Here is a 26,951-nt window from a genome sequence, read left to right on the forward strand (position 1 = left end):
AATTGGACCCACAATCAATCATCCTTCCTTCGGTTCTATCAAACTACCCCGGCTGCTAGCCTGACTCTTAATATACATCGAGATCCCCCTTTGGCAGTTAGTTCGTGCTGCCATATCCGAAGCACGCGCCATCCACCCTTCTTCAAAGTACGTGTCACCAAGCGATCACGATCCTTATTGCGAAGCAGCTTCTTTTCCCAGAATGCGCGGTTAGTCGCAGGATAGGACGCGTGCTTCGGACATCCATGCCAGAAACAGCCGTCCACAAATATTACGAGGTGATGCTCACGAAATACAAAGTCTGGGTTGCCGAATAGCTTGGGGTGACGACGCCAACCAGTGATGCGATGCTGCCGGAGGAGCTTTACCAACGCCAGTTCGGTCTTGAAATTCCCCTGCGCTCGGACACGAGACATTATTTGTGAGCGCTTCGCCTTGGAGTAAATATCAGCCATTCATGGAGTCGAGGGGCAACTTACTAGGTGACGGAAAGTTCGGCTTAGAGAAAAATGGCGCTGCGGGGCCGGCAACTCCCAATTCAGCAGCCAATTCGATGAACATTCGATTATTCCTTCGCAAATACCATTCTCGCCCACTCAGCCTCAGTAAGGCCAACACGAGAAAGTTGTTGCCCAATGGTGTTCGCCATACGCTGCGCGTGACTCGGCTTTAATTGTGCCACCCATTCGAACTCACCATCTTGTGATTTAAAAACGTACCTCTGGTTTGTATCTATCGTTGCCATTACAATATTTCTGGTCCGATCGGGAGCAAAAGAGACTAGCCGCATGTACTTTGACGGCTTACCGGGGATAAAAGCCAACTCTACCCACTTATCGTCCCCACACTGAACAATGATCGGATGGCCTTTTCCCGAACCACCAAGTTCCCAGAAAGGAAAATACGTGTCGGCTGTTAGACGGATGGAGTCGCATGGCGGCATAATACAAACACTATACTTATCTGACTTACGATTCAGTACAATGGATCCGAATCCTAAATCACGGTGTTTGGTTTGATATTGTGTACGAATAGCCAAAAGCGCTGCAAACCTGCAATGAGCGTCGGTATCAGCCACCGAGCACATGTCAGCGAGACTTCCCACAAGATTGTTGGGCTTGTTTACTATTGGCTCTGCCTTTTTATTGCCATTCAGCACCTCGCTTAAGCCATTGGGCTTGTGCAGGAACTCTCGCAAAACTTCCTCGCCAGGTCGATCCTTTTGTTTCCAATTGGAAGCATGTGCCTTAACTTTAACACCAGCACATGCCATCTCCACGAACCTACTCAAATCATATGGCCTATATTCTGTGTCCTCAATTACTGCTTTAAACTCATCTCCTAGAAGTTCCGGTAATTGATCGAAAGCTTCCTCGCTATCCCGAATCAAGGCTCTGTGAAGTAGGAATTGGGCGTCGAGGTCGCTATGGAACTTGTCGAGGATACGCGCAGAACTTTGTCGAACCGCGGCCATCCCAAGCAGTGCGCACGATGACAAGATCCCCTGATTCATGGTTGAGAATTCCCGCAGCAGCAGGTCTGCCAAATCTTTCTCGAAAACTGTGAAAGACTTCTCCGACTCAATGCGACCAACGCCCCCTGCCTTTCCCAAAATAATTACCCTTGTAGACCCTGCCTGCACCTGTAAACGTAATGGAGAATTGATTAGTTCGGGCTTTATCTCGATCTTCTCTAAATGCTGAAAAAGCGAGTTGGCAATTGATTGCAAGCTTGGGGTATTTGTGTAAATAGCGATAAGCCTAACGTGATGGGGCGCTACTCGATTGCCGCTTTTTATGAGATTCTCAATCAAAACCTTGGGTCTCGCGCCCTGGACTCCGACTTCATTGAAATCCCAGTCAAGAATGACAAGGTCCGCAGTTTGGCAGAGATTAAAAATGGTAGAGTTCTCATCTGCTTGAAAATCTTTCTCTGGCTGATACAGCGCGCACACAATTCCGTGCTTCGCAAAACTTCCAACCAAATCCTTCGTCCTAAAAGGCCTATTTGACTGTTCGGATGAATCCAATATCACGGCCTTTTCGGCTGATGGCGCACCCCCCTTTTCAACAACTTTCATGACAGACTTTGGTTGGCGAATCTCTATATCGCCTGCATCTGGATTCGCCGTAGCTTGATTGTAAATATTATCATCTATAAATACGGCGCTCTGAAGGTACTTCTTAGCGGCCAGCAAAGAAAAATCCGCAATTGATTCAGGCGTCATGGTACTAATCTCAGGGTTGAAGCCGTGATTCTGAAGGCCACATTAAATCCTGATGGCGGCTCACCAAGTGCGATATCCATTTCCTCTTTCATGAGAGCTTTCTTGGCAATAAAAAGACCAAGTCCCCTTCCACCAGGCTTGCGGGTGAACCCTCTTTCGAATAGTCCGGCAACATCACGATCGGGGACCTGCGGACCATTGTTGGCCACTATGAAGGCGCCCTCCTCCGCTGCAAACAGGATCTTTCTTGGCTCAGGAATCGTCTTCAGCCAATAGATCGCATTGTCCACAAGATTGATGAAGACCGGATATATCGTGGATGGGTAACACTCCACGGTTGCAACCATAAAGGACTCGGTACACTCTACTGTCACGGCGTGCCTCTCCAATCGATTGGAGAACAAGTCGTTTACATAGCCGTGGATAGCTTTTCCAGTGATTCGTGAAGCTTTTCTGTGCAACCGACGTTGGAGTGGGGTGAACAATCCCAAGTGCCCATCAAGATGTTCAAAGTTAGAACGGATTGAGTCGTAGAGCGGACGAATCGCCTTGCTCCCACGAGATATAAATCCAAGTTCTTGGATATTGCTTCTGACATTCCGGATCGCAGCACCAAACTCATGATTGATGATTGCCACAGCCAAACCCAACTGCACCATCTCAAAATCTTCATCAGCTTGCTCTTCGAGTGCCATCATCCGTTCATCCATCGCTGCCATGGTCTCCGCAGACTCGGCTCCACCCGAGGCCTTTAAGTTTTCAGCTAACAAGGCGAGCATATCTCGTGCGGCTTCGAGGGAGCCTCGGTGCCGCTGCTCAATTTCCAGCAACTGCTTTTCCCATTGCTGGCGCTGTCTTTCAATAGCAGCCTCATCAAGGTTATCCAGATCTATTCTGCCTAAATCCGTCTCGATCTGCCGATATGCGCTGTCAAAGTCCTGGACCGCACGCTGTGTTACATCGAACACCGCATTTCGTGTATCGTCTGCCGTTGCCCTAGTCTGCTGTACCGTTTGCTTCAGCATTAACTGACGCTCTTCTTGTATAGCCTTCAGTCTATCCTCAAGCCTTCGCCGCTGATTCACATAAATTCTTGCCTGCTTTGCAACTTTGCCTAATGTTTCCGCAATCTCATGCTCAAATGGACTAAAGACTTCCTGCTCGAGGCGCCTTTTTTCTGATTGATATGCATCCCATCGTTCATGCAGACTTTTGGAGAGGCCCACACCTGTTGGCCGTCTAATCCCACAGTCATCACGAAGCTTGCGCACATTCTCAAGAGCGAGCTTTTCAGCACGAATCAACGCCGCTGCAGCTTGATCCTGGTCTGGAATTGCCGCAGCTCCCTGCATGGCCACATTAGTTTGTTGCCGAAGTTTTGCTATTTCTTGCGCGACAAGACCTGAGTTGACTGCTTTGAAGAACCTGTCGAGAGCTTCCACAAATTTCTTTTTCTTCGCCGTGACCTGCTTCTCGCGCTTTTCCAGTAAAGCGGACTTACGCTTTAGCTCGGACTGGTGTTGTTCGAAAATTTCAGTGTAAGTTCCACCCTTTCGGAAAAACTCTGCTGCCAAATGTGTAAGAAGATTGATCAATATCTCCCGTAGTTGCCTGTATGCGCTGTTTTGCTGCCACCCTTCCCGACCTGCTTTTTCGACAAGATTTCCATTCCTCTGGCGACTAAGAAGCACCGCCCCAAACATTCTTCTAAACGAGAAGAAATAGTAGCCCGCACCCAAGTTACGGCGCTTTTCAACCTCGAGCCAGTCGAACGAATGATCGCCATAAGGTAAAACACGCACCCCATCGCGGTAGATATACATACCTCCAAGCTTTGTAGCCTTGGCGCTGATCTGATCAAATTCATCCGGCGCTACCGAAGACTCACTCTTAGTCCCCATGAGATAACCAAACTCAACCTGGAACGGGCCACAATCGGTCCTACGCCCAACACTTTCCTTCCATGCAATGTTCAATTTCTCATACGTCTTCTCATAGACGCGCAAGGTCCCAGAAAACTGGCCAAACTCGTCGACATCTCCTGAGAAATAATGGTCAACCTTCGGAACCTCCTCGGAGGTGAAAAAAAGTTGAGGGTCAAGAAGTTCTTCGCCGACAGCGGCACCAGGCTTCCAAACCCTAAAAGACGCTGTAATGGTCGCTGGGGGTCTTGCAAGAAACACTTGGTTGTAGAAACCGAGGAGAGACTTACGGAATCCATAGTCCTGCAAACGCTCCTCACTGGCGAGCTCCATATCTAGTACCGCGGCCGAAGGGGCAATGATGAAATGCGTTCCGGTACCTTCACCAACCAACGAAAGACTTCCATCGTCATGTGGTCTTAGAACAGCATCAAGATCTGCGGGGTCGGGGCGGAATGCCTTAGCGTCACTGTGAATTTTCGAGAAGTCGAGCTCGGGATGATTTTTTGTGAGACGCTCAACGCAATCAAGAAGCGCAGCTGCAAGAGTCGCGCACTCATCTTCTGACGGCAGGGTGCCTCCCCGGATGGTCTTTACGGGGATTTCAATCTCGTCAAGATTCAGACCTGGCAATTCAAAAATCCCCCAGTGAACTAACCCGATTACCAAATCTTGCAGTCCGTCTTCGCGGCGCGCACGAGATAAAACAAGCACCATACGGCCTAACAATGCGATCGCGAGTCTTCCAATTCCTTTTTCTCCAGTAATAGGCCGGACTTCCATCCCTTCCGGTTTATACTGCCTCCCCACCCCATCCCCAAACTTACTTTCCGTACCTAACACAAGCCATTTATCTTCAAAATCTTTCCGAGTCATTCCAACGCCGTTGTCTCGTACGACCAAGAGCTTTTGCCCCTCGAAATAATCAACCCTGGCAAGTGTTGCGTAAGCATCGTGAGCGTTCTTGTACAACTCGCTGACGGCATTCTGAATGCCAGCTATCTGTTGCCGACCGAGCATGTCCACCGCTCGAGCTCTTGTTCGTATCTTAGCCATTTGATGCAATAGAAATTATATGTTGGCCAATGCGGCGGGCGAGCTCTGGAGGGACTGCATTTCCGATTTGCCTTGCGATGTTATTCAAGTTTGTTCCGTGAAAAACAAAATCTTCAGGAAATGTTTGAAGAGTCGCTCCTTCTCGAATTGAAATAGCTCGATCTTCCTCAGGATGACCAAATCGCCCATTCGAAAGACTATTAAAACGCGTTGTAATAGTTGGCGCCGGACGGTCCCAATACATCCGCGCATAGACATCCCGAAATATTTCATCTCGCCCACGGTATGCATCGATTTGAAGAGTTTCGTCATCCTTCCATGCAGACCGATCACCGCCCGATTTTCGCGTCATTCTGATCCGACGGAGATTGTCTGGTGAAAGCTTGCACGCTGTATGCTGAAAATCCGACGTATCGCGATGCCCGGCCGCAATCTCCCCAAATCCATTCGCAACTCCGATAAAGGCACTAACAGTGAGCCGGTTATCGACTACTGGTGCAGGCAACGTAATCGTCGAAGCCAGCCGAGTGGCAATCAAGAGATACCTCATACGATTTTGAGGAACACCGTAATTATTCGCGTTAATGATGCCGTCGTCCCAGGCATATCCCAGGCGCTCAATGAAGCCAATGAAATCAGGCAAGATAGTGTGTTTCTTCCGGGTGTGAAGTCCAGGAACGTTCTCAACCACTACGAATCCCGGTCGGAAGTATCGGATAAATTTCTCGAACTGCCTCAGCAGGAAGGCCGTTTGAGCAGCCTTCGTCTTGTCAGTCCTGATTTTGCTCCAAAACTGGCAAGGACTGCATCCAGCAAACACCAATGCCGGATCATCAATCTGGATCTTCAAACGCCGTGCAAGCTCTGGAGCAGTTAGAGTGCTAATGTCGCGTTTGACAAACTTAGCCCCAGGGATATTAGCTTCATAGGTTTTTTTGCATTCGGTGGCATTATCAATACCTGCCAGAACTTTCACTCCGGCCTTGCTTAGACCAAAGCTCATTCCTCCAGCACCGCAAAAGAAATCAACTGCTTGCAGCTTGGATTGCCCCTGCCTCAACATGCGCCCAATTGTAGACGGTTGCATGAAAAATGGCGAGTTCTAAGGCCAGAAAACGGGTTGGGAATCTTTTATTGACACTGGGGGCAAAGAACTGCCGTCTCGCACTCACACATTCAGCCAGACAGACTTGAATTTAGTCCCGCGCATTCTCAACACTTCGCAATATCCTCCCTGCAAACTTCGGCGCGGCCTCCGAACCCGTTTCACGAAATAAATGCTCCTTCCGCGCGCGCTCGACCCATCTCCTCCTCAGATCCCTTCGGGCTATGCGCAGGTTACCGGAGAAGCGCGGCATCCGACGAAGCTTCGCCGGGAAAGAAAGCTGGAACTGAACGAAGCCCTCCGAGTGCGAGACTGTGGCTGCGGGAATTCCAGAAGGCTTCCGCCCGGCAACGCCCGGACGGATCGGTCCTGGAGGTAGGTGGCAACAGACAAAGGCATCCCCCATCCTCCTCTGCCTGGTCTTCCCGATTCGCTTATTGCTATGATGAACAACGCCTGGAGGTCGCTATGGCTGCTGCCGCGTCTCCTGCATCTGTGAGGCCTCACGAGGTCAACTGGACTGTCGCGGGCATCTCCGGCCTCCTGCTCATCACCGCGCTCGCCGTCGTGCCCCTTACCTTGACCGTCCTTCACAGCCGCGAATCCGACGCGCTCGTCATCGATCTGGCCGGCCGGCAGCGGATGTTGCTGGAACGGCATATGAAGGAAATCCTGCTGGCTTCTCAGGGAGTGGAGGCTGACTACCGGCACACTCGCGCCGCGCTGACAGACCGGGTGCAGACCCTGATCCAGGGGGGGACCACCGTGGCCGATCTTGATCGCGACGGAACAGTGACGATTCCCGCCGCTCCGACCGGCGAGATCCGGCAGAAACTCCTGGAGCAGCAACAGCTCCTGGAATCGTTGTTTGTCCGGGCCGATTTCTTCCTCCTGCGGACCGAGGCCGGTGCTCAGATCGCCGCCACGCGTGAGGCATTGCTCAAGGATCATGCCGCGCTGTTGAACGTCGCGAACGACGCCGTGATCCTCTTGGCCCGGCATTCGGAAGACAACGTCCGGACGCTCATCCGGTGGGAGCTCGCCGTGGTGCTCCTGGTGATGGCGGTCGGGACGTTGGGCACCTGGCGCTTTCTGCGGGCGGAGCGGGCCCTGAAACAGAGCCAGGCCCTGACCCTCCAGGCCCTGCATCAGCGGGATGCGGTCAAATCGTCGTTGCTGTCCTCCGTCTCCCATGAGCTCCGCACGCCGCTGACCGCGATCAAGACGATGCTGTTCAGCCTACAGCACGATGGAACGTCGCTGCCGGACGCCATCCGCCGTGAGTTCCTCACCGGCATCGACCGGGAACTGGATTACTTGAACCGGCTGATCGGCAATCTCCTGGACATGTCCCGCCTCGAAGCCGGCACGCTGCAACCCCGCCGGGAATGGCAGGTGTTGGATGAGCTGGTGGAAGGCGCCATCCGGCGGGTCGGGCTGTTGCTGGCCGATCGGCCTCTCCATGCGAGCCTGGACCGGAATCTTCCGCCGATCTTCGCCGACGGGGTGCAACTCCAACAGGTGCTCGTGAACCTGCTCGACAACGCGATCAAGTTTTCCCCGCCCGGTTCTCCGATACGCCTCGAGGCGTCCCTTGTGGACGGCTGTCTGGACGTGCGCGTGTCGAACAGCGGCGAGGGGGTGCCTCCCGGCGAGCTGGACCGGATCTTCGACCGATTCTACCGCGTGCAGTCGGGCCGGTCGTCCGGCTCTCCCGGGACCGGTCTTGGGCTGGCGATCTGCAAGGGCATCGTCGAGGCCCATGGCGGTACCATCCTCGCTCAGTCGGTTCCCGGTGCTGAGACGACGATCCTGTTCCGGATCCCGCTCACCGCCTCGCCGCCGGCCGGCGACCGGCCGACCCCGGAACCGACCGCCTTACAGGGGGCCGCATGACTCAAGGAGCGCGCATCCTGGTGGTGGACGATGAGCCGCAGATCCGGCACTCCCTCCAGGTGAATCTCGAACGCAGCGGCTACGCGGTCGAAACGGTGGAGACGGGCGAAGAGGCGCTCAGCTCTTTCGGCAATCGGCGGCCGGACGTCGTCATCGTCGACCTCATCATGCCGGGCATCGGCGGGGCGGAAGTCGTGCGCCGGGTTCGCGAAGCCTCCACGGTGCCGATTATCGTGCTGTCCGCGATTGGAGAGGAGCCGCGCAAGGTCGAAGCGCTCGAACTGGGAGCGGACGATTACATCACCAAACCCTTCGGCATGGATGAACTCCTGGCCCGCATTCGCTCCCTGTTGCGCCGGGCGGCAGGAGCCCACGGTCCGCAGCCGGTGTTTACGGCGGGCGACCTCTGCGTCAATTTTGACCGGCGGGAGGTCACGCTGCATCAGAAGCCGGTCAAGTTGACGCCGACTGAATACGACCTGCTCAAATACCTGATCGAACACGCGGGCAAGGTGCTCACGCATCGCATGCTGCTGCAGGCGGTCTGGGGAGAGGCCTACGCGGACCAGGCCCAATATCTCCGGGTGTTCATCGGACAGCTGAGAAAGAAACTCGAACCACACCCCACGCGCCCGCGGTTCATCCTGACCGATCCCGGCGTCGGCTATCGCTTCTCCGTCGAAGGCGAAGACCAGCCCGTCACCTAAATACTGTCCCGTTTGTCAGCCCCCGGTCTCTCCCCCCGACTACGTCTTGTCCCCTCCCCCGGCCGATCTTTACACACTCCTTATGCAATCCCTCTCATCTGCCTATCGAGTCTTTATGCCCCCCAGGAGTAGGTTGTCTTACGAGAGAGCGAAGCGGTCTCTGTCGTACACATGGAAAGGAGTGGTGTGATGCGCCGACCCTGTCCATTCACAACCGGACTCTTTGGCGCGAGCCTTCTGTCCTGTTCAGGCCTGCTCGTGACCGGCGGGGCTGCGGCCGCCGCTCCGGCCGATCCGGTCGAGATCACGTTCGAATCGACTTCGCCCTACTACCTACCCCGGGTGGCCATCGTGCCGGCCGGCACCTCTATCCGGTGGGTCAATACGACAGGCTCCCCCCACAGCGTCCGCCATGACGGATGCCTGACGGATGACGCCTGCGCCTTCCAATCCATTGCGGTCCCGCCGGACAGCAGCTTTTTCATCGCTCCCCTGCCGCCGGGACGCTATGCCTATCACTGCGAGTTGCACCCCGTCATGACGGGCACGCTGGTCGTCGTCGATCCATCCGCGAGGCATGACGGGATACGCTCCGGCATGGAGGACGAGCGAGCGGAACGAACGACCGGAACCCTCCGGGCCGGGCAAGGCTCACCCGGGACCGGCGCAGAAGGAGCGGCGCATGGGACGACGGCTGCTCATCATTGATGACGACCCCATGGTCTGTGAGGTCTTGAAGGATCGGCTTGAGGCCATGGGTTACGCCGTGCTGGTCGCCAACGACGGACGAACGGGATTGGCGCTCATGGCCCTTGAGTCGAAGCAGGCTCCGATCGGCGGCGTGTTGCTGGACATGCACATGCCTGTCATGGACGGCCTGCAGGTGCTCCGGGAACTCCGGGCTCGACACGGGCCGGTGCAGGTTGTGATGATGACGGCCGATCCGGACCACAGGATTCGTGAAGAGGCGTTCAGACTGGGGGCCAGCCACTACGTCGAGAAGCCGTTCGACACGACCTGGTTTGCGCAACTCTGTGAGCAGACCTTTCCTCTGACGAACCATGATCCATGAGAGGGATATCGCCGGAGAACGATCGACAGGGGTCGGGAACATTTTTCGGTATCGTGAGGTCATGGGTTCCGGATCTTACTCGCGTCCGCTGCGACCGTTCCCTTGACCGCCGGCACGATCAACTCGGCGAAGCTGCCGCCATGCCCTTTTGGATTCTGCGTCGCCCACTCCGTCAGTCTGGCCGTCGTACGCGTGCCCGTCATGGCGTGATGCCCCTGTTTGAGGCACCCGCCGGCCAAGGCCTTCGCCCCATCACCCGATCACACGATGCCGGCTTTCATGTCGTGCTCCTTGCAGCAGAGCCGTTCGGCACGGCTCAACGGTCTGATCCGGCAAGAATTCCGGAAGCCTTCTCCTCCAATACCACTGCCGTCAGGCCCGATTCATACCGCCACACAGGATGACGACCTGTGACGGTTCCAACGCTGATCCGGTTGATGCCGGTGTACCCTCACCAACCGCCTGCCTACTTCACCCGTCTTGCCGATTGTGCTCGTGGAAGCCGAGTGGAAATAGTAGGGAGTCTCTGTTAAAGAAGTGCCCCATGGGTTACATCGATCATAACCTCCTGCCCGGCGAACAGGTGCTGTTTCGCGCCCATCTGCATTGGAAGGTCTTTCTTGTTCCGCTGCTCCTGTTCCTGCTCGGCCTTGCCATCGTCGTCGCGGTTGCGATAGTCCGGGGATTCGATCCGTACCTGTCGTCGGCTATCCTCGTGCTTCCCCTCGGCGCCGTGCTCTCTGCATACCTCAAGCGGCGCTGCTGGGAGTTCGGGGTCACTGACAAGCGCGTCTTAATCAAGACCGGCATTGTCGGCCGTCACACCTTGGAAACCCTGCTCACAAAAGTGGAAAACATCGGTGTGGAGCAGACACTGTGGGGACGGCTCTTCAATTTTGGCACCATTTACGTTACCGGCACCGGCTCCACGCGAGAGACCTTTGCGGGCATTCACGCCCCGCTGGAGTTTCGTAAAGCGATCGAGGCGGCAGCCGTCGCCTTCGAGGAACGGCGTCCCGGTGGACGGATACCAGCGGGCCTGACATAACTCCCACGCAGGAAATGAAGAGCGGGTCAGGCTCTGCTATCTTCACCTTCGCGAGGTCATGTGAACCCGACCGGAGCACGCCGGTGATGATGCGCATCAGACCAGCAGCCGAAACTGATTTCGAGGCGATCCTCAACGTCCAGCAGGCCGCTTTCGGCGAATACACCAACACCTACGAAGTAAGCGCCTGGACTACGGAAACGCTCGACAGCCTCAAGGAGGATGCCAGGGAGAAACGGATCTTCGTGGCGGAGGCGGACGGGGTCATTGTCGGGTCGGTGCGCTGTTGGAATGTGGCCGGGGTCTGTGTGATCCGTTTGTTATCGGTGAGTCCCGCCCATCAGAAGCATGGAGTGGGGAAAGCGCTGATGGAGGAAATCGAACGGGTCACGACCGATGTCCATAAGTTCTATGCCTGCACCATGCTGCGCACGGCCAGGAACATTCAGTTCTTCCTGAATCTCGGCTACAAGGCGGAAACCGTGCTGCCCAACCACTACCACCACCTGGATCTCATCTGTTTCGCCAAGTATCGCGAAACAACGACGACCGCACACCCCTCCCCGGCTTGATCATCAAGAGCCCTGGTCCGTCAGAAGATGAACCGCCAGGGCCTCGTTGGTTCAAGCGTCCCCTGGCGTCCTGAGGTCCAGTGAGCAACGCAGGAGATCAGGATCGCCAGAAGGCCGCGTTTCCCGTCTCCGCATGCGCCGACGTAGGATCGCAGCAGCATGTACCCGCCGAGACCCGCAACGAATACGACCCCCGAGAAGATCTTGTATCGAAACTGCCAGACTACATTCGCGATCATATAATTCGGCGTCATGGCAACTTCCTAGGCTCCATGAGTGCCCCCTTTCTCCAGGCACTCACTCACAGCATTGATGAATGGTGCCCCATCAGGCGGAATTACAAACGAGGCGCATGCTCCGGCCTGCTTTAGGTTTTCTTCCGACCACGACCCGTCTTCTGGATACCAACCCATCAACGCGATCACCGGCTTCTGATACGAGTCCCGCAGCTGCGTGATGACCGACAAGCCACGCTCACCCTTGTTCTTTGCACCGAGGAACGAGACACCCGAACACATCAGCCGGTTCACGTTGGCCTTGAGCCAGGAGTTCAGCGACATAGGGAGCCTCCGCTATGGAGAGGTCGTATCTATTCGCAAACTCCTTTTCAAGCATGAGCATCTTTGTGATGTTCGGCTCGGATATCGACATGAGCAGACGTTTCTGCGGTCGCATTGGGTCTCCTCCCTACAATCAGTTTCGAGCGCAACAAGTGTGCCTATGGGCAAGCCATGCAATACTCCCTGAAATATCAATGACAATTCTCGGGATTGAATTGTTTCCTCGCGGAGTTGAACCAAGACTAGAGGAGCGTAGACCACTGTGACGTATCGAATTAGATTCGGCGGAGGATCGTTTCTGATGCGAGGAGGGAAGTCAATGCTCGCCAAAAGAGGAATAAAGAAGTCGGTTTTTGCGCTTATTGTGAGGGTATGGGTTCCGGGTCATATGCGCGCCGTCAGACCGCGACTTGATGCTCACAATCCTGTCACCCACGGCAAGGTCGATCTCCAACTGCCCCGGTCCGGTCGCCACGGCCGCTTTGCCTTAAGCCAACCACGCCAAGACAGCGGTGCGCAGAGGCTCCCGACATAGGCAGGATGTCACAACGAGGCAACGTTGGATATCGAATCACACACGCCGCACGAGGAGGGAGCGCTGGTGTGGGGTTGCAAGCCCGACCTCCACCTGACCACCTCACTGGAATCTGTAAGATCCGGCCCCCTCAACCGGCCCTCACGGCAACTCGCTTCACTCTACGTATTTCTAGAGATTTACATAAGGCCCGGCGTTTTCTATCATTCCACCACACCGCTCACAGAGGAGGCCCGCTATGCTCAAACGTCGTGTTTGGCTCCTGAGTGCCCTCACGATCAGTGTCGTCACGGTAGCAGCCGTCGCCAACGGCGCTTCCTCTTTTCTCCCGAATCTCTTTTCCTTTCCCGACCCCAACGGGGTTTTGAAGACCTACAGTTCGACAGGAACAATCGATCTGACCGGTCCGTTTTTCCAAAGCCTGGGCACCAACGGCCGCAGCTGCGCCAGTTGCCACCAGCCGAGTGATGCCTGGTCCGTGTCCGCCGCGCACGTCGCCGCCCGCTTTGAACAGACCAACGGCCTGGACCCGATTTTTCGAACCAACGACGGCTCGAATTGCGATCACAATATCGATACGACTACCGTGGCAGGCCGCAGGCAGGCCTACAGCCTGCTGACGGGCCGCGGCTTGATTCGCGTCGCGCTCGACCTGCCCGCCCGCGCCGAGTTCGAAGTGGTCGGCGTCCGCAACCCCTATGCATGCAATGACACCTCGACACTGTCCATGTATCGCCGCCCGCTTCCCTCAACCAACCTCCGGTTTCTGAGCACCGTGATGTGGGACGGGCGTGAATCCTCCACTCAGACCGGCACACAGCCGATCACGTTCGCAACGGACCCCGGCGATCTGTTGTCGGACCTGGCCCATCAAGCTCTCGACGCGACCAATGGCCACGCACAGGCCACCACACCGCTCACCCCGCAACAGCAGCAGCAAATCGTGGCGTTTGAAATGGGGCTTTCGACGGCACAGGCGGTCGACTCCAGCGCCGGGTCGCTTAATTCCCTCGGTGCGAGCGGCGGCCCCATGACACTGGTCAACCAACCCTTCTACATCGGCATCAATGATCCGCTGGGCCAAAACCCCTACAACACGGCGTTTACCCCGGTGGTCTTCACGTTGTTTACTCCCGCCTGGGTCAACGCAAGTGCCACTGACGCCATCGCCGCCAGCCGCGCCAGCATCCTGCGAGGGCAGAAGCTGTTCAACTCGAAACCGATCGACATCAAGAGCGTCGGGGGACTCAATGACGCGACTGGCCTGTCGGTTATCCCGGGAACCTGTGGGACATGCCACGACGCCTTCAATGTCGGCAACCATTCGGTCTCCGCGCCGCTGAACATCGGTATCGCCGACGTCGTGAACCCGCTGGACGTCAGTTATCTGCCTGTCATCACACTGCGTCAGAAAGCAGATCCGACAAAAGAAGTTTCCACGACCGATCCCGGACGGGCAATGGTGACCGGGAAATGGGCGGATATCGGGAAGTTTAAAGGACCGATCCTGCGCGGGCTTGCCGCGCGCGCGCCCTATTTCCACAATGGCGCTGCGGCGAGTCTCAAGGAAGTCCTTGAGTTCTACGACGTCCGCTTCGACATGAAGCTCACGGATCAGGAAAAGGCTGATCTGGTCGCCTTCCTGACTGCGCTGTAGCAAGGGTGCGATTCCGCCACGGCCCGCCGAAATGATGCGCGCCGTGGCGGAATGAAGCGAAGCCGATCAAGATCCGGCGGGCATGCCATCCAGGAGCCCTAAGCTCAGCACGCACGTCGGCGCAATCACAACAAGGCCAACCCCGTGGCTTTTCTCAAAGCTGTAACCCGAGAACCGCTCGTGTTTGAGATGCCCAGGTAGCCCGAGTGAGCAGCCGAACGCTGCCCGGCCCCGACTTCTTATGAGACCAGGGTTTTCTTGGTGGGCGGCGTCACTTGCGGGGAGGGAGATGTCTCATGCTGAGAGCGCCATCGGTGCTGTCCATGAGACTTGCTGTTCGCTCGTCAGGGAGAGCAGGGTTTCCGCTCCTCTTCCATCAGGTTCATCGTCGCGCTCACGTCGAGTTCGACAAAGACCCCGCAGCGGGCGGTCCAAAATTTCGGACGTGCCGGAGGTGTCGGCGCCGGCGCCGGCCGTTGCTCCAACTCGGGAATCTGGACCTGGACGTTGACGATCGTGATAGGCGGGGCCTGGGGATAGGCGATGTACGGCCAAAGGGATATCCCATATAAACCGGGGAAGCGCATCATCGGAGAGGACATCATCCGGCTCTCATACCGCTGCATGGCCGCGCCGCTCACATCACGGGACGCTCCGCCGGCCCCGGCCTCTGTGCCAAGGACACCAAGCAGCAGCAGGGTTGAAGTCCGGACCCACCGGCCGGCTTTCATGCTGACCTCCTGACCATCGGGGCCTATGAGTCCCGCGTGGAGAATCGCCGGCAAACAATGACATGGTCTGCGCGACTCTTTCAGCATACTACCCGCTACCTCCTTGCTCAAGCCGGCAGAATCGGCGCCTGCGCCAATTCGTGGCTGCGAAGCCGGCCGGGCTGGTGAGGAACAGGACCCGCTCCGTTGCCTGTGCTGTGTCTCTCGCGGGCGAAGCGCTCTGCAGCCAGCTTTCGGCCATCAGCTCTTTTCCGATACGAGATCGGCTTCACGAACGACGAAATAGGGAGATATCACCCCGCAAAGACGAGCAGGCTGTTGGCCGGGAGGACGAGAGAGGCGGAATAACCGAATTCATGCAGCGGTTGCGGGTCGGCGACCACCAGCCCGCCGTTGCCGACCACGCCGGGATTGAGCCAGTTTTCGTACACGTCGCTGTTGAAGACCTCGCGCCACGCTCCGCCGTTGGGGAAGCCGATGCGATAGCCGAACCGGTTGAAGGGGGCCAGATGCGCGACCACGATGACGTCGTGGCCTTCTCCTTCCACCCAGCGGTGAAACGCCAGGACGCGGTTCTGATCGTGCGCGTGCACCACGCGAAATCCCCGGCCGTGCAAGCCGGCAGACCGGTGGCGCAGGCGGAGCAGGTCCCGCGTGAAGCGCACATGGTCGAGCATCTGCTTGTCGCCCTGCTCCAGCCCCGCCCAGTAGAGGAGCAGATCGCGGTGCGAGACGAAATCGTCGGCCCACTGCTTGTCCTCCAGAAACTCCTGTCCCATGAAGAGCATGGGAATGCCCGGCGCGGTGAGACTGAGCCCGGTCGCGACACGGGCCCGGCTGCGGGCGAACCAGGAGCGGGGATTCGCCGGATCTCCGAGGCGGGCGATGCGCGGCTCCCGGTCGCGGTAGACGATGTCGTGATTTTCCGGCCCCTGCACGAAGCGCCACTCTTCCCGGAATCCCTCCGGCCAGAGGCTCCGGCCCAGCCCGGTCATGTTGAGCGGGCGCTCGTCCGGGGAGCTCGCATTGCCGATGACATCGCGGATCGCGATGCGCAGGCCGTCGGTCAAGGTCGTGTCGAAGCCGGCCCCGTCCGGCGGTTCCTTCACCACGTACGGATTCACGTCCCAGTACTCGGCATGGTTCAAAGCCGCGGGCCGGTGGGCGTGCAGCGTGGCGGTAAGGTCCTGGCAAAACCCCCATCCGTGCGGCGCGCCGTCGTGATCGATGACGCTCACCTGGTCATACCGGAATCCGTCGACGCGGTATTCATCGAGGAAGAATTTGGCGTTCTGGATGAGAAAGTCGCGCACCTCCGGCTTGGAAAAATCGAATACAAGGCCGCCGGCATGGCCTTTGTCCGTGAAGTAGAGGGAATTCCTCTGTCCCCCGGCGGGCGATTGCCGGTCGAAGAAGTACAGGCTCTGGTCGCCGAAGTCGCCGCCCGCGTGGTTGTAGACCACGTCGAGGATCACGGCCAGGCCGTGGACATGACAGAGATCCACCAGCGCCTTGAGCTGGTTCATTTCTCCGCGCAGTTTCTCCGTCCGGTAACGCCGCAGGCCCTTCGCTTCCAGCAGCCGGTTCACTTCGGCGACGTAGGGAGGCAGGTCCGCATCCGCCACGGCGAAATCCATCTCGGGCGAAAAATAGTCGGTGCCGTTGTAGCCCAGGCTGAAGCTGGTTTGAAATTCCTGAATGGGCATGAGCTGCAGCGCGGTGACGCCGAGCCTTGCCAGATAGGGCACCTTGCGCGCGACATCCAGAAACGTGCCTCCTTTGCGCGGCAGGTTCGGCGTGAAGAAGGTGCCGACGTGGAGTTGGTAGAGGACAAGGTCATCAAAGGGCGGCGTGACGAACCCGGTCTTGTGCCAGGGGAAGTCGGTCTTGCGGACGATGCAGTCGCTGGGAAAGGGCGTCTCGAGCTCGCGGGCATAGGGATCACGCTTCGGCCCCTCGCCCCCTTCCCCGACGACGTAGAACAGGTAGCGCTGACGGTCCTGGACGCCGGGAATGAAGCCCCGCCAATGGCCGAACTCGTCGCGTGTCAGCAGGCTGGCGTCGTTGCGTACCCGCTGGTTGAAATCGCCGATTATGTAAACGGCCTTGGCCTGCGGCGCCCAGCAGCGGAAGGTGGCCCCGCCGGCGACCAGATTGGCCCCCATCGGGGTACCGGGATGGATGTGGTCGAGAGACGCGGGCATGGCAGGAACTCCCCCGGACAACAGTTCTACACGCTTACGCGAAGCCCACCGGCCGATCCTGACGCCAACGCACGTGGTTGTCAAACAGAGGGATCTACAAACAGCCGCAATAGTGGTCGCAGGAGATGAGATGGCCAGGGTTGTGTCGGATTACCGGCCCAACTGTGACTTGGCCGCCTCGCTCATCATGTCGGGCTTCCACTGAGGCTCCCACACCAGATCGACCTCCACCGAGCGCGCATCGCGAATCTCTCCCAGGATGGCCGAGTGCACCATCTCCATCAACAGCTCTTCCATCGGGCAGGCCGGGGTCGTCATGGTCATCTTCACGTGCACCACCCCGTCCCGAATTTCCGTCCCATAGACCAGGCCGAGATCGACGATGTTGACTCCCAACTCGGGATCGACGACCTGCCGCAAGGCGTCGAGTACCCGCGCCTCTGACCCGGAGCTGTGGTTCTGGTGCGTCATGCGCTCATTCCTTTCCGTCCAGGAAGCCGACAGCCTTCTCTTGGAACATTTCAGATCGTCCTGCTTTGACCGGCGCCACGCGCTCCGCCGGTTTCACCAGAGCCGCCACCGTATTGGCCAGGAACAATAGCAGAGCGAGGGCGTTGAGCAGGCCGCCGATCTGGCGTCCCGGCAACCAGCCCGCCACGTCGCCGGCGAGGCGCAGCACCAAGGTCGCCTGCAGCAGGACCACATGCGCATAGAACAGGGGCCGGAAGCTCATCCGGCCTCCGAGCACGGCCGGAAAGATGATCGGCGCATGGGCGAAAATCATGGCGAAGACGAACCCGAGAAAGAAGGCATGCAGCATGGCGTCGTACCGGGGCCCTGCCGGCACTCCGCCGAAAACCACCGCCAGGAGTCCGCTGATCCCGAGCCAGGCATACCCGGACAGGAGAGAGACCGCGATGAAGCGGGTCAACCCGGCCTGCCGGACGGTGCGCCGGGCGATGTCGTGACGGCCCAGCCACAGGGCCAGTCCCGCCAGCCCCGCCCCGACGACCCGGCCTCCCCATTCAAACGACATAGCCATCAGGATCAGCCCGGCGAACAGACTTCCGAGCGTGAGCAGAAAGAGGGAATGGCTGGCCCGGGAGAGCAGCTGCAACCGGGCCAATTCAAGCCGCTCACCGGCGATCGTCACCACAAGAAAGCCGGCCCACCAAAAGACGACCTGATGGACGGGCCAGCCGAGGAGCCACAGCAGATTGCCCATCAGCCAGGCCAGGGCCCCGAACCCCATGGTGACCGTATGGAGATCAGGCCGACGATGGATGATGACGAGGAATATCGCGAGGAGCCCCAGACTGCCGGCCAGGATCACGGCCTGGGCCGCCTGATACGGCAGGCCGGCGATGAGGGCGAGACCGCCGAGCCCGCTCAAGAGCGGCGCGGCATAGGCCCAACGTGAGCCCAGAGCCACAGCGCGCTCCAGGCTGATCAGGGTGCCCAAAAACCCGGAGACCATCAGGGGGCCGTGCATCGCCGCCAGAGCGGGAGGCAGGAGGGGGAGATCCCATCCAAGACGCAGGAGACCGGCCCCCAGGCCGGCCAGAAGCGCAACCATCCCCATGGCCAGCAAGGGCACTCGCTGAGGATGTCGTATGATCATCGGCGACCTCGTCCTGTGCCACGCCCCGACGGAGGTCCGTCACGGCGCCATCCCGGCGTCATGTGCCGGAAGCGGCCGTCCGCTCCGGCGCAACGGTCAACAGAAAGACCGCGTCTTCCGGCGCTTCCACCGCGTGGGGAAGCCCGGCCCGCAGGCTGAGCATCTGTCCTTCCGTGAGCGTCACGGCTTGCGATTCGGCGCTGAACGTGATGCGTCCTTCCAGCACCTGCACCGTGATCGGGCCGGCCGCGCGATGGGAGGACAGCGACGCTCCCGCGCGCAGCGCGACGAGCATCACCCGCATCCCCTCCGTCCTGAAGAGCGGCATGGTCTGCCGTTCGCTCGTGCGCCATGCTTCCCCGCTTTTGAGTTGCCGCACCAGATCCCGCAGGTGCCAGGTCCCCGGCTGGGCGTCCGGGGGCAGCATGTCTAACGGCTTTCGCGATTGGTCCGTCATCGTGACTCCTTCCGTTCATGCCGGATCGTGGTCGGGGAAGCGATGCCCCGCCCGTTCCAGCGCGCGACGCACGGCATTCATCACCGCCGGACTGTCCGAGTAGGGCATCACGGTCACCTCGGGCGCGGCCCGGAGGTTGGCCAGGATTCGCTCTGCCTCTGAACCGGCCAGCTCGTCACAGATCTCATACAAACCGGCCGCTCCTTCCTCCACCGCGTTGTGGTCTTCCAGGATGCTCCGGATCGTCGCCATGATCGCGACGGTCGGCGGCGGCATGAGCAGAGCGGCGAGGGCGCCATGGTCCAGCCGGAGCCTGGCTGCCACAGGAAGCGGCTCCCCGCCGCGCAATCGCTGGATTGCCGGGAGGAGAATCTTTTCTTCCATGCCGATATGCCGGAGGAGCCCGGCGCGGAATTGCGCGTAGGCCAACTCATCCACCTTGTCAGGCTGGGCCACGGCCGCTCCCAACAAGCCATCAAGCCTCCGGTGGTCTTCCGTCAGGAACTGTGTGAGCGGTCCGTCCTTTCGCATCACCCGGCGCTCCCTCTTTCGACAGAGAAGATGCCCTCATTCACGCTCCGGCCACCATGACGTAGATCATAATTCCGGACAGATGCTCGCCCGGCTCCACCCATATCCTGCCGGAGGCCTCCGTAACAGAACATGAAGAAGTTCCAGGCTAGTGACTTGGGGATGGTGTGTCAATGCGACAATCAGGACTCACGTTCACGTTGTCGCCTGGCAGGTGATCGCACCGGCGCGACAAAAGTCCCGCACGCCTCTCTCCGTCGCCGGTCAGATGTGAGGAGTCTGCGTCACAAGTTGCTGGAGCTGATCGAGAAAGCCGCGCTGGCCCGGGTGGATTTTCGCGCGAGCGGCGGGGAAATCGAACCAGCCTCCACGATCCACTTCCGGAAATTCCTGTTTCTTCCCGGAGTGCGGCGGCCATTCCAGCGAGAAGGTATTGCTCTTCACCGTGGTCACATCGATGTCTCCCTCCAGGGCCCAGGCCGATATGATCTTTCCGCTCGGCTGCGTGAGGGGCGACAGGGCGGACAACGTCCCGCTGACTTCGGCGCCGGTTTCTTCGCAGAACTCGCGTGTCGCTGTGGCCAGGGGATCCTCGCCCTCCTGATATTCGCCTTTGGGAATGGACCAGGCCCCGTCATCCTTCCGCGCCCAATAGGGTCCGCCCGGATGGACAAGAAAAACCTCCGTTGTACTACCGCGCCGGCGATACAGCAGGATGCCTGCACTCAACTTCTTTGCCATCAGTGCCCCCGGAGCAATGAATCCCGCGCAAGGCGTGATTGCCGCGAATCTTTTTCCCCGTCGATGTCTCTGATGTAGCAGAAGCCGGTAACTCCCCGGCATGAAACGAGGTGATCAATGGTGCATAGCCTAATCGATGGCATGCTCGCAATGGAAGGGTTGCTCACGGCCACCCTGGTTTCCTACTGGGCCATGAAAGCCTTCGAACCGGACGCAGCGGCCATCCCTGTAACAGTCCGGCGGTCCCGCTTGAAAAAATCCGCCTAAACCGGGCCGATTGTCGCCGGGCCTGCGTGAGTGAGCAGAGCCCGGCAACGGGCGGCTTCATCGACTTCTCCCCTGCCCTCACGGCCTCCGTCCAATGAGCTGCTCCGGCGCATGAACGTGGCGGCTGCGTCACACAAGACGAAGAGCCCGCCGGTCGTTTTCAGTTATAGTGAGCGCATGTCGCCCCGGGCCCCTCGCCGCAATACCAGATCTCCTCGCCGCAGGCGGCGCTCCCGCCGTTCTTCCGTACTCGCCTCCCTTTGGCGTTTCACGCTCTCACGCTGGCGCGAGGTACGAAGGCTCCTGCGCGCGGTGCGAAGGGCTCCCCCCTTCATGCGCCTGGTCATCAGCGCGGTCCTCCTCCTGACCCTGTGGCTCACGGTGAACTGGGCCTATCACGCGTTCAACAAACCGACCGAGGTCCTGTTTCCCCTGGACCACGCGTTGAACAAAGGTCCGTCGGACACCTGGAAGGAGTACGGCCCGCTCTTCCGCCAACATGCGACCGCTGTCATCACCCCGGAGTTGCTGGCGGCGCTGGCCCAGGCGGAAGGCGCGGGCAATCCGGTGGCGCGGACCTACTGGCGCTGGCACCTCTCGTGGAATCCCTTCGAGTGGTATCAACCGGCATCAAGCGCGGTGGGGATGTACCAGATCACGGACGGGACGTTCCGCGAGGCGACCCGCTACTGTGTCCACGACCATGTGGTGGTCGAGGACGGCCCCTGGCATGACCTGAACTCCTGCTGGTTCAATCGTTTCTACACGCGGGTGCTCCCCAGCCATGCCATCGAGTTGACGGCGGCCCAGTTGGATCGCGCAGTCGCCCGCGCGCTCGGGCACCGGCAGAGCGGCAGCACGACCCTGAGACAGAAGCAGGATCTGGCCGCCCTGATTCACCTCTGCGGGGCCGGAGCGGGCCAGGACTATGCCAGGCGCGGGTTGCGGCTGAGCCCCCATCAACGATGCGGCGACCACGACGTGCAGACCTACCTCACCAGAATCAATCTCCTGAAAAGCCAGTTCGCCGCGTTGATGGCAGGAGGGCACAAAACAATCCGGCAGTCACGCTAGCCTCTGCTCAACAGGACCAGCCGGGAGATTTCTGCTACTCTCCCCTCCATGCCTACGTCCCTGCAAGCCTTCCTGATTCTGTTCATCGTCGGCGCGGCCCTGCGTCTGTCCGGCCTCCTCGCCAAGCAACACGCGGAGCGGCTGGGCACATTCGTCTTTTCCGTCACCCTGCCGGCCACCATTCTCGTCTCGCTGGATCGCGTGGTCTTCGCACCGACGGCCTGGAAGCTGCCGCTGGCCGCCTGCCTCGTGTCGCTGCCGCTGGTGCTCGCCTCCTGGCCCCTCGTCCGCCTGCTGCACCTCGCTCGCCCGACGCAAGGCGGGTTCCTGCTCGCCGTCGGCTGCATCAATTCCGTGTACTTCGCCTATCCCGTGGCTCTGGCGACCTTCGGCGAAGAGGGACTCGCGCAGGCGATTCTCTTCGACCTCGGCCAAACCACGCTCACCCTCACAGCCCTCTATGCGCTGGCGTTGTGGCATGGCACCGCCTCCCCCTCTGCGCGCTCGTCGCTGACGCGCCTGCTTTCCGCGCCCCCGCTCTGGGCCTTGACCGTCATGCTGGCGTTGAAGGCCGCCGGGCTCTATCTGCCCTCCCGGCTCCACGACGTCTTGACGCCGGTGCACCTCATGACGACCCCGCTCGCGAGCCTGGTGCTCGGCCTCTCGATCAGTCTGGATGCGGTGCGGCGGACCTGGCCACTGACCTGCCTGGGCGTGGCGGTGCGGATGGGCGGCGGGCTGTTGCTGGGATGGATTGTAACCTGGTTGCTGGGGCTCACTGGTCTGGAACAGGCGGTGGTGATCCTGATCGCGGGGATGCCCTCGGCGGTGACGGCGGTGATCTTCGCGGCGGAAACCGGCCTGGATGAAGATCTGGTCGCCTCGATCGTGGCGCTCTCGATCTGTCTCGGCGTGGCGCTGCTTCCCTGGCTGCCTTACCTGGCGGCCGCGCTGTTACGATAGGCGCGCGCCGCGGGTTTAGGAGACGCGGGACACCGCCCGCTCCAGTATCTCGTGAATGAGGGTCTGATAAGGCTTCCGCTGCCGGGCCGCCATTTTCCGCAACTGACTGATGAGCCAGGGCGAAAGCCGCAGGGCGATGAGTTGCTGGGCCATTTTCCCGGACGGCCGCCCGACCTGGCGGGCGCGCCGGAACTCTTCTTCGGTGGACTCCGGAATGTCCGAGAAATCAGGGCGCGAAGCGGAGGTAGGCTCGGCCTTCCCGCTCGCTCGCGTGCCGCGCGCTGATGATCCGAACCGTTTCTTGTTCATGTTCCGTTCTCCTGATCGTATAGACAACGAGCACGAGCCATTTGTTCGCCGAGAGGCCGAGCCGCTTAAACCTGCGTTCGTGGGCCCCCTCGGAAACCTCGTCCCAGTCGAGCCCGTTGGCATCGCAAAAGACGGTGGCCGCCTCCTCAAACGGGACGCCGTGCTTCTCCACGTTGGCCTTGGCCTTTGGAATATCCCAGGTAAACACGCGACTGTAGATACAGCAATTCGGCGATCGTTACAATCAGCCTAGACCCGCTCACTTTTCCCTTTTCCTCCGCCCCCGACTTCACGTACCCTTTCCGCCTGTATGGACCATCCCGCCTCGTTCCTCAAACCCGGCGCCCTCTGGCCTGCGTTGCTTAAGGCCACGGCCCATGCCCGGATCAGAAAAGCCATCCTCTCCATCCCCACGAAGCCGGAGCTGATCGAACAAAGCGGCGTGGCCTTTCAGGTGCGCGTGATCACGGCCTTGGCAAAAAAGGAGGAGGGAACGGCCGCGCAGCCGAATGCCAACCCCTTTCTGCCCTATGATCCCGATCTCTTCGTGGCGGAGCTTTCCCCGACTCATGTGGCCTTGCTGAACAAGTTCAACGTGGTCGATCACCACGTCTTGATGGTGACGCGCGCGTTCGAAGATCAGGCGACGCTGCTCACGCGCGAGGATTGCGCGGCCCTGCTCCTCTGCCTTGCCGAGATCGACGGACTGGGTTTTTACAATGCCGGCCCTGCCGCCGGAGCCAGCCAACGCCACAAACATCTGCAACTGATCCCCCTGGCCGCTCTCCCCGATCCCCGGCCGCCGATCGAGCCGCTGTTGCAGTCTGTGCAGATGGCCGGTGCGACAGGAACAGCGCCGGGCTTCCCGTTCCTGCATGCCTACGCGCCGATGCATCCGGACTGGCTGGACCAATGGAACGACGGAGCCTCTGCCTTGCTCGCCTGTTATCGGTCGCTGCTGCGCGCCGTCGGCTTGTCGGATGAGGCACCCTCAACCCCCTACAACCTGCTCGTCACGCGACAGTGGCTGCTGCTGGTGCCCCGGTCTGAGGAGTTTTTCGAGGGAATCTCGATCAATGCGCTGGGGTTTGCCGGGGCGTTGCTGGTGAAGGACGAGGCGCAGCTTGCCATCCTACGGACGTGCGGCCCCATGACCGCGCTCCGGCACGTGGCGCTGCCTCGGAAGTCGTGATCGCGTGATGGCTGAACACAGGAGGTTCTTATGACACGTCGTCTACCCGCTCTCGTAGTGGCAATGGTGATCCTGTGCGGTCTCACGTCCGGCTGCATTCCGCGCCACCCGCCGCACACGCCTCAGCCTGTGCCCGAAGCTCCCGGCCGACAGTCGAGCCCGGCTATTGAGCCCCAAGGGACGACGAGCTGATGGCGAATGGCTGGGGAATGGAACTGCTAGCCTATCGGACAAACCGCAGCCGGATCTCGCGACGCACCATTCTCTCTCGCTTGGCCAGCCGCGGGTCAAGAGGCGCCCGGCTCGATCGTCCTGACCCTTAGGGTGCCCCCACTGGAGCGACGAGTTCTTGCGGATGTTCGAGGATACGCTGCAACTCTTTCAGAAACTCCGCACCCATCACGCCATCGATAGCGCGGTGATCGCAGGATAACGTCACCTGCATCCGTCGGCCGACCCTCACGCTGCCCGCTGCGACGACCGGCACTTCCCGGATGGCGCCCACGGCCAGCGATGCGGCCTGTGGCGGGATGAGCACGGCAATGAAGTTGTCCACGTCAAACATGCCGAGATTGGAAATGGAGAACGTGGCACCCGTGTATTCCTGCGGTTGCAACCGCTTCTGCTTGGCCCGCTCGATGAGCGCGCGTGATTCTGCCATGATCGCCTCCAGCGTCTTCGCGCCGCAATCGCGAATGACGGGTGTGATCAGGCCGTCCTCCATGCCGACGGCCACGCCGATATCGATCCGCCCATAGGTTCTGATGACGTCTCCAAGATAGGACACGTTGATCTCCGGGTGTTTGGTGAGCGCCATCGCCGAGGCTTTGATCAGCAGATCGGTAATCGAGGGATGAGGCTGGCGGCGTTGCTTGAATTGCTCGCGAAACTGCTGCGCCGCCTCCATGTCGATTTCCCTCGTCAGATAGAAGTGCGGCACCGGCGCCTTGCTCTGGACCGTGGCCCGGGCGATGGCTTTCCGCATGAGGGTCAGCGGCTGATCGGTTCCGGCAGGCAGGCCCGACATGGCGGGGCCTTGCGCCTTCAGTATGTCTACTTCGACGATGCGTCCGCCCGGGCCGGTGCCGTCAATCGTAGACAGATCGATACCCCGCTCGGCGGCCAGGGCTTTCGCGCGAGGGGAGGCGATGGGGCGGGCCCCCTCTGTGCGGACGGGGGACGCAGGCGGCGGGGCGGTTGATGCCGCGGCGGTGGGCTTGGTTCCGGTAGAGGGTGCGGCCGTGACCTGGTCGGTCAAGGCCGGCGTGATATCTTCCTCCGCCTCGGCGATCACAGCCAGCAAGGTTCCAGACTGCACCGTTTCGCCGCCCCGCACCAGGATTTTGCGCAGAATGCCGGAGGCGAACGCCTCGAGATCCATCACCGCCTTGTCGGTTTCAATTTCGGCGAGGGCCTCCCCGGCCTGCACATGATCCCCCTCGCGTTTCTTCCACTCCAGGAGAATCCCTTCTTCCATCGTATCCGTGAGTTTGGGCATGACCACTCGGCTCGCCATGGTTCTCCTCCCCTCACACAAGCGACTTGACGGCCTCAATCACGCGCGGCAGGTCCGGGATGGCCGCATCCTCCAGCGGACGGCTATAGGGCATCGGCACGTCTTCGCCGGTCACGCGCACGATCGGGGCATCCAAATGGTCGAACGCGGCCGAGTAGACGCTCTCGGCAATCTGCGCCCCCAGCCCGCAAAAACGCCAGCCTTCTTCGACGATGACCAGACGCCCGGTCTTCTTCACCGACGAGGCGATCGTCTCAAGATCTAATGGTTTCAGTGTACGCGGATCGATCACCTCGGCCTCGATGCCCTCTCGACTCAGGACCTCGGCGGCCTCCAACGCGAGGAGGAGCATCTTCGAATAGGCGACGACGGTGACGTCGCGCCCGAGCCGTTTCACCTCGGCGACACCAATGGGAACGGTGTACTCCCCTTCCTGCACCTCGCCCTTGGTGCCGTACAACAACTGCGCTTCGATGAAGATGACGGGGTTCTTGTCCCGGATGGCACTCTTGAGCAGACCCTTCGCATCGTGCGGCGTGGCGGGCGCGATCACTTTCAGACCTGGCACATGGCAGAACCAGGCTTCCAGGCTTTGTGAGTGCTGGGCTCCTAACTGGTGGGCGGCGCTGCCGGGACCACGGATGACGAGCGGCACCGACAGTTGCCCCCCCGACATGTACGGGATTTTGGCGGCGTTGTTGACGATCTGATCGAGCGCGAGAATGCCGAAGTTCATCGTCATGAGCTCGACGATCGGATGGAGTCCCGCCATGGCGGCGCCGATGGCCAGGCCGGTGAAGCCGGCTTCCGTGATCGGCGTGTCAATCACCCGCCGGGGGCCGAATTCCTCGAGGAAGCCCTTGCTGACCTTGAAGGCGCCCTGATAGGAGGCGACCTCTTCGCCGATCAAGAAGATGCGCGGGTCACGACGCATCTCCTCGCACATGGCCTGGTTGAGGGCTTCCCGATAGGACAGCACCATGGATGG

29 protein-coding genes are annotated in these 26,951 nt (G+C 59.6%); 11 read left to right on the top strand and 18 right to left on the bottom strand.

The window, feature by feature from the left end:
* Positions 1–38: 38 nt before the first annotated feature.
* The 4 genes from ACO9S2_RS04965 to ACO9S2_RS04980 form a co-directional block, all read right to left on the bottom strand.
* Positions 39–455, bottom strand: a complete 417-nt coding sequence (locus ACO9S2_RS04965) for a very short patch repair endonuclease (protein WP_423720839.1) — start codon at positions 453–455, stop codon at positions 39–41.
* Between the two features lie 110 nt (positions 456–565).
* Positions 566–2,227, bottom strand: coding sequence for a response regulator receiver domain (locus ACO9S2_RS04970; RefSeq protein ID WP_423720840.1), 1,662 nt, complete (start codon positions 2,225–2,227; stop codon positions 566–568).
* Positions 2,224–5,169, bottom strand: coding sequence for an ATP-binding protein (locus tag ACO9S2_RS04975; protein WP_423721559.1), 2,946 nt, complete (start codon positions 5,167–5,169; stop codon positions 2,224–2,226). Before ACO9S2_RS04975 ends, ACO9S2_RS04970 begins: the two co-directional genes overlap by 4 nt.
* 28 nt (positions 5,170–5,197) lie before the next feature.
* The gene (locus ACO9S2_RS04980) at positions 5,198–6,268 is read right to left on the bottom strand and encodes a DNA cytosine methyltransferase (protein ID WP_423720841.1); all 1,071 of its coding nucleotides are present in this window, start codon (positions 6,266–6,268) and stop codon (positions 5,198–5,200) included.
* 510 nt (positions 6,269–6,778) lie between these two features.
* Here ACO9S2_RS04980 and ACO9S2_RS04985 point away from each other — a divergent pair.
* The 4 genes from ACO9S2_RS04985 (at position 6,779) to ACO9S2_RS05000 (ending at position 9,985) form a co-directional block, all read left to right on the top strand.
* On the top strand, positions 6,779–8,206 hold the full coding sequence (locus ACO9S2_RS04985) for an ATP-binding protein (RefSeq protein ID WP_423720842.1): 1,428 nt from the start codon (positions 6,779–6,781) through the stop codon (positions 8,204–8,206).
* Positions 8,203–8,913, top strand: coding sequence for a response regulator transcription factor (locus ACO9S2_RS04990; RefSeq protein ID WP_423720843.1), 711 nt, complete (start codon positions 8,203–8,205; stop codon positions 8,911–8,913). The genes ACO9S2_RS04985 and ACO9S2_RS04990 overlap by 4 nt, the downstream gene beginning before the upstream one ends.
* A gap of 189 nt (positions 8,914–9,102) precedes the next feature.
* Positions 9,103–9,621 (top strand): cupredoxin domain-containing protein, encoded by a 519-nt coding sequence (locus tag ACO9S2_RS04995; RefSeq protein WP_423720844.1) that lies wholly within the window; start codon positions 9,103–9,105, stop codon positions 9,619–9,621.
* Positions 9,596–9,985 carry a response regulator gene (locus tag ACO9S2_RS05000; RefSeq protein ID WP_423720845.1) on the top strand — a complete coding sequence of 130 codons (390 nt, stop codon included), beginning with the start codon at positions 9,596–9,598 and terminating at the stop codon, positions 9,983–9,985. The genes ACO9S2_RS04995 and ACO9S2_RS05000 overlap by 26 nt, the downstream gene beginning before the upstream one ends.
* Before the next feature lie 59 nt (positions 9,986–10,044).
* Here the strand turns inward: ACO9S2_RS05000 and ACO9S2_RS05005 are convergent, their stop codons facing one another.
* Positions 10,045–10,188, bottom strand: coding sequence for a hypothetical protein (locus ACO9S2_RS05005; protein ID WP_423720846.1), 144 nt, complete (start codon positions 10,186–10,188; stop codon positions 10,045–10,047).
* 341 nt (positions 10,189–10,529) lie between these two features.
* Here ACO9S2_RS05005 and ACO9S2_RS05010 point away from each other — a divergent pair, with 341 nt between their 5' ends.
* Together ACO9S2_RS05010 and ACO9S2_RS05015 are read left to right on the top strand one after the other, a co-directional pair.
* The gene (locus tag ACO9S2_RS05010) at positions 10,530–11,033 is read left to right on the top strand and encodes a PH domain-containing protein (protein WP_423720847.1); all 504 of its coding nucleotides are present in this window, start codon (positions 10,530–10,532) and stop codon (positions 11,031–11,033) included.
* Positions 11,034–11,119: 86 nt separating this feature from the next.
* Positions 11,120–11,605, top strand: coding sequence for a GNAT family N-acetyltransferase (locus ACO9S2_RS05015; protein WP_423720848.1), 486 nt, complete (start codon positions 11,120–11,122; stop codon positions 11,603–11,605).
* Between the two features lie 20 nt (positions 11,606–11,625).
* Here ACO9S2_RS05015 and ACO9S2_RS05020 read toward each other — a convergent pair whose 3' ends face one another.
* Positions 11,626–11,859, bottom strand: a complete 234-nt coding sequence (locus tag ACO9S2_RS05020) for a hypothetical protein (protein WP_423720849.1) — start codon at positions 11,857–11,859, stop codon at positions 11,626–11,628.
* A gap of 9 nt (positions 11,860–11,868) precedes the next feature.
* Positions 11,869–12,165, bottom strand: a complete 297-nt coding sequence (locus tag ACO9S2_RS05025) for a hypothetical protein (RefSeq protein ID WP_423720850.1) — start codon at positions 12,163–12,165, stop codon at positions 11,869–11,871.
* A 773-nt stretch (positions 12,166–12,938) separates the two neighbouring features.
* Here ACO9S2_RS05025 and ACO9S2_RS05030 point away from each other — a divergent pair.
* On the top strand, positions 12,939–14,357 hold the full coding sequence (locus tag ACO9S2_RS05030) for a hypothetical protein (protein ID WP_423720851.1): 1,419 nt from the start codon (positions 12,939–12,941) through the stop codon (positions 14,355–14,357).
* Positions 14,358–14,701: 344 nt separating this feature from the next.
* Here ACO9S2_RS05030 and ACO9S2_RS05035 read toward each other — a convergent pair whose 3' ends face one another.
* From ACO9S2_RS05035 to ACO9S2_RS05065, 7 genes are all read right to left on the bottom strand, one after another.
* Entirely contained in the window at positions 14,702–15,088 is a 387-nt protein-coding gene (locus tag ACO9S2_RS05035) for a hypothetical protein (protein WP_423720852.1), read from the bottom strand.
* 293 nt (positions 15,089–15,381) lie between these two features.
* Positions 15,382–17,292, bottom strand: a complete 1,911-nt coding sequence (locus tag ACO9S2_RS05040; protein ID WP_423720853.1) for an alpha-amylase family glycosyl hydrolase — start codon at positions 17,290–17,292, stop codon at positions 15,382–15,384.
* A 150-nt stretch (positions 17,293–17,442) separates the two neighbouring features.
* Positions 17,443–17,763, bottom strand: a complete 321-nt coding sequence (locus ACO9S2_RS05045; RefSeq protein WP_423720854.1) for a metal-sulfur cluster assembly factor — start codon at positions 17,761–17,763, stop codon at positions 17,443–17,445.
* A gap of 4 nt (positions 17,764–17,767) precedes the next feature.
* On the bottom strand, positions 17,768–18,913 hold the full coding sequence (locus ACO9S2_RS05050; protein ID WP_423720855.1) for a hypothetical protein: 1,146 nt from the start codon (positions 18,911–18,913) through the stop codon (positions 17,768–17,770).
* Positions 18,914–18,971: 58 nt separating this feature from the next.
* A complete protein-coding gene (locus tag ACO9S2_RS05055; RefSeq protein WP_423720856.1) occupies positions 18,972–19,370 on the bottom strand; it encodes a cupin domain-containing protein in 399 nt (132 codons plus the stop codon).
* 15 nt (positions 19,371–19,385) lie between these two features.
* Positions 19,386–19,901 (bottom strand): hemerythrin domain-containing protein, encoded by a 516-nt coding sequence (locus ACO9S2_RS05060; protein ID WP_423720857.1) that lies wholly within the window; start codon positions 19,899–19,901, stop codon positions 19,386–19,388.
* Positions 19,902–20,165: 264 nt separating this feature from the next.
* Entirely contained in the window at positions 20,166–20,642 is a 477-nt protein-coding gene (locus tag ACO9S2_RS05065) for an NUDIX domain-containing protein (protein WP_423720858.1), read from the bottom strand.
* A 117-nt stretch (positions 20,643–20,759) separates the two neighbouring features.
* On the opposite strand from ACO9S2_RS05065, the gene ACO9S2_RS05070 reads away from it, so the two are divergent.
* The 3 genes from ACO9S2_RS05070 to ACO9S2_RS05080 all read left to right on the top strand — a co-directional run bounded on the left by ACO9S2_RS05070 (position 20,760) and on the right by ACO9S2_RS05080 (position 22,946).
* Positions 20,760–20,909 (top strand): hypothetical protein, encoded by a 150-nt coding sequence (locus ACO9S2_RS05070; protein ID WP_423720859.1) that lies wholly within the window; start codon positions 20,760–20,762, stop codon positions 20,907–20,909.
* A 333-nt stretch (positions 20,910–21,242) separates the two neighbouring features.
* Positions 21,243–21,983, top strand: coding sequence for a lytic transglycosylase domain-containing protein (locus ACO9S2_RS05075; protein WP_423720860.1), 741 nt, complete (start codon positions 21,243–21,245; stop codon positions 21,981–21,983).
* Positions 21,984–22,031: 48 nt separating this feature from the next.
* Positions 22,032–22,946: an AEC family transporter gene (locus ACO9S2_RS05080; RefSeq protein WP_423720861.1), complete on the top strand. Its 915-nt coding sequence runs from the start codon at positions 22,032–22,034 to the stop codon at positions 22,944–22,946.
* 15 nt (positions 22,947–22,961) lie between these two features.
* Here ACO9S2_RS05080 and ACO9S2_RS05085 read toward each other — a convergent pair whose 3' ends face one another.
* Together ACO9S2_RS05085 and ACO9S2_RS05090 are read right to left on the bottom strand one after the other, a co-directional pair.
* Entirely contained in the window at positions 22,962–23,255 is a 294-nt protein-coding gene (locus ACO9S2_RS05085) for a BrnA antitoxin family protein (RefSeq protein WP_423720862.1), read from the bottom strand.
* Complete coding sequence (locus tag ACO9S2_RS05090) at positions 23,173–23,463, bottom strand: BrnT family toxin (protein ID WP_423720863.1); 291 nt, start codon at positions 23,461–23,463, stop codon at positions 23,173–23,175. Before ACO9S2_RS05090 ends, ACO9S2_RS05085 begins: the two co-directional genes overlap by 83 nt.
* A 102-nt stretch (positions 23,464–23,565) precedes the next feature.
* Here ACO9S2_RS05090 and ACO9S2_RS05095 point away from each other — a divergent pair, with 102 nt between their 5' ends.
* Positions 23,566–24,447 (top strand): ATP adenylyltransferase family protein, encoded by an 882-nt coding sequence (locus tag ACO9S2_RS05095; protein ID WP_423720864.1) that lies wholly within the window; start codon positions 23,566–23,568, stop codon positions 24,445–24,447.
* 319 nt (positions 24,448–24,766) lie between these two features.
* Here ACO9S2_RS05095 and ACO9S2_RS05100 read toward each other — a convergent pair whose 3' ends face one another.
* Positions 24,767–25,963, bottom strand: a complete 1,197-nt coding sequence (locus ACO9S2_RS05100) for a dihydrolipoamide acetyltransferase family protein (protein WP_423720865.1) — start codon at positions 25,961–25,963, stop codon at positions 24,767–24,769.
* 13 nt (positions 25,964–25,976) lie between these two features.
* Complete coding sequence (locus ACO9S2_RS05105) at positions 25,977–26,945, bottom strand: pyruvate dehydrogenase complex E1 component subunit beta (protein WP_423720866.1); 969 nt, start codon at positions 26,943–26,945, stop codon at positions 25,977–25,979.
* Positions 26,946–26,951 lie beyond the last annotated feature (6 nt).

Origin of the sequence: Nitrospira sp. NS4, assembly GCF_049546785.1 — a bacterium.
In the GTDB taxonomy this organism is placed as follows: Bacteria; Nitrospirota; Nitrospiria; order Nitrospirales; family Nitrospiraceae; genus Nitrospira_D.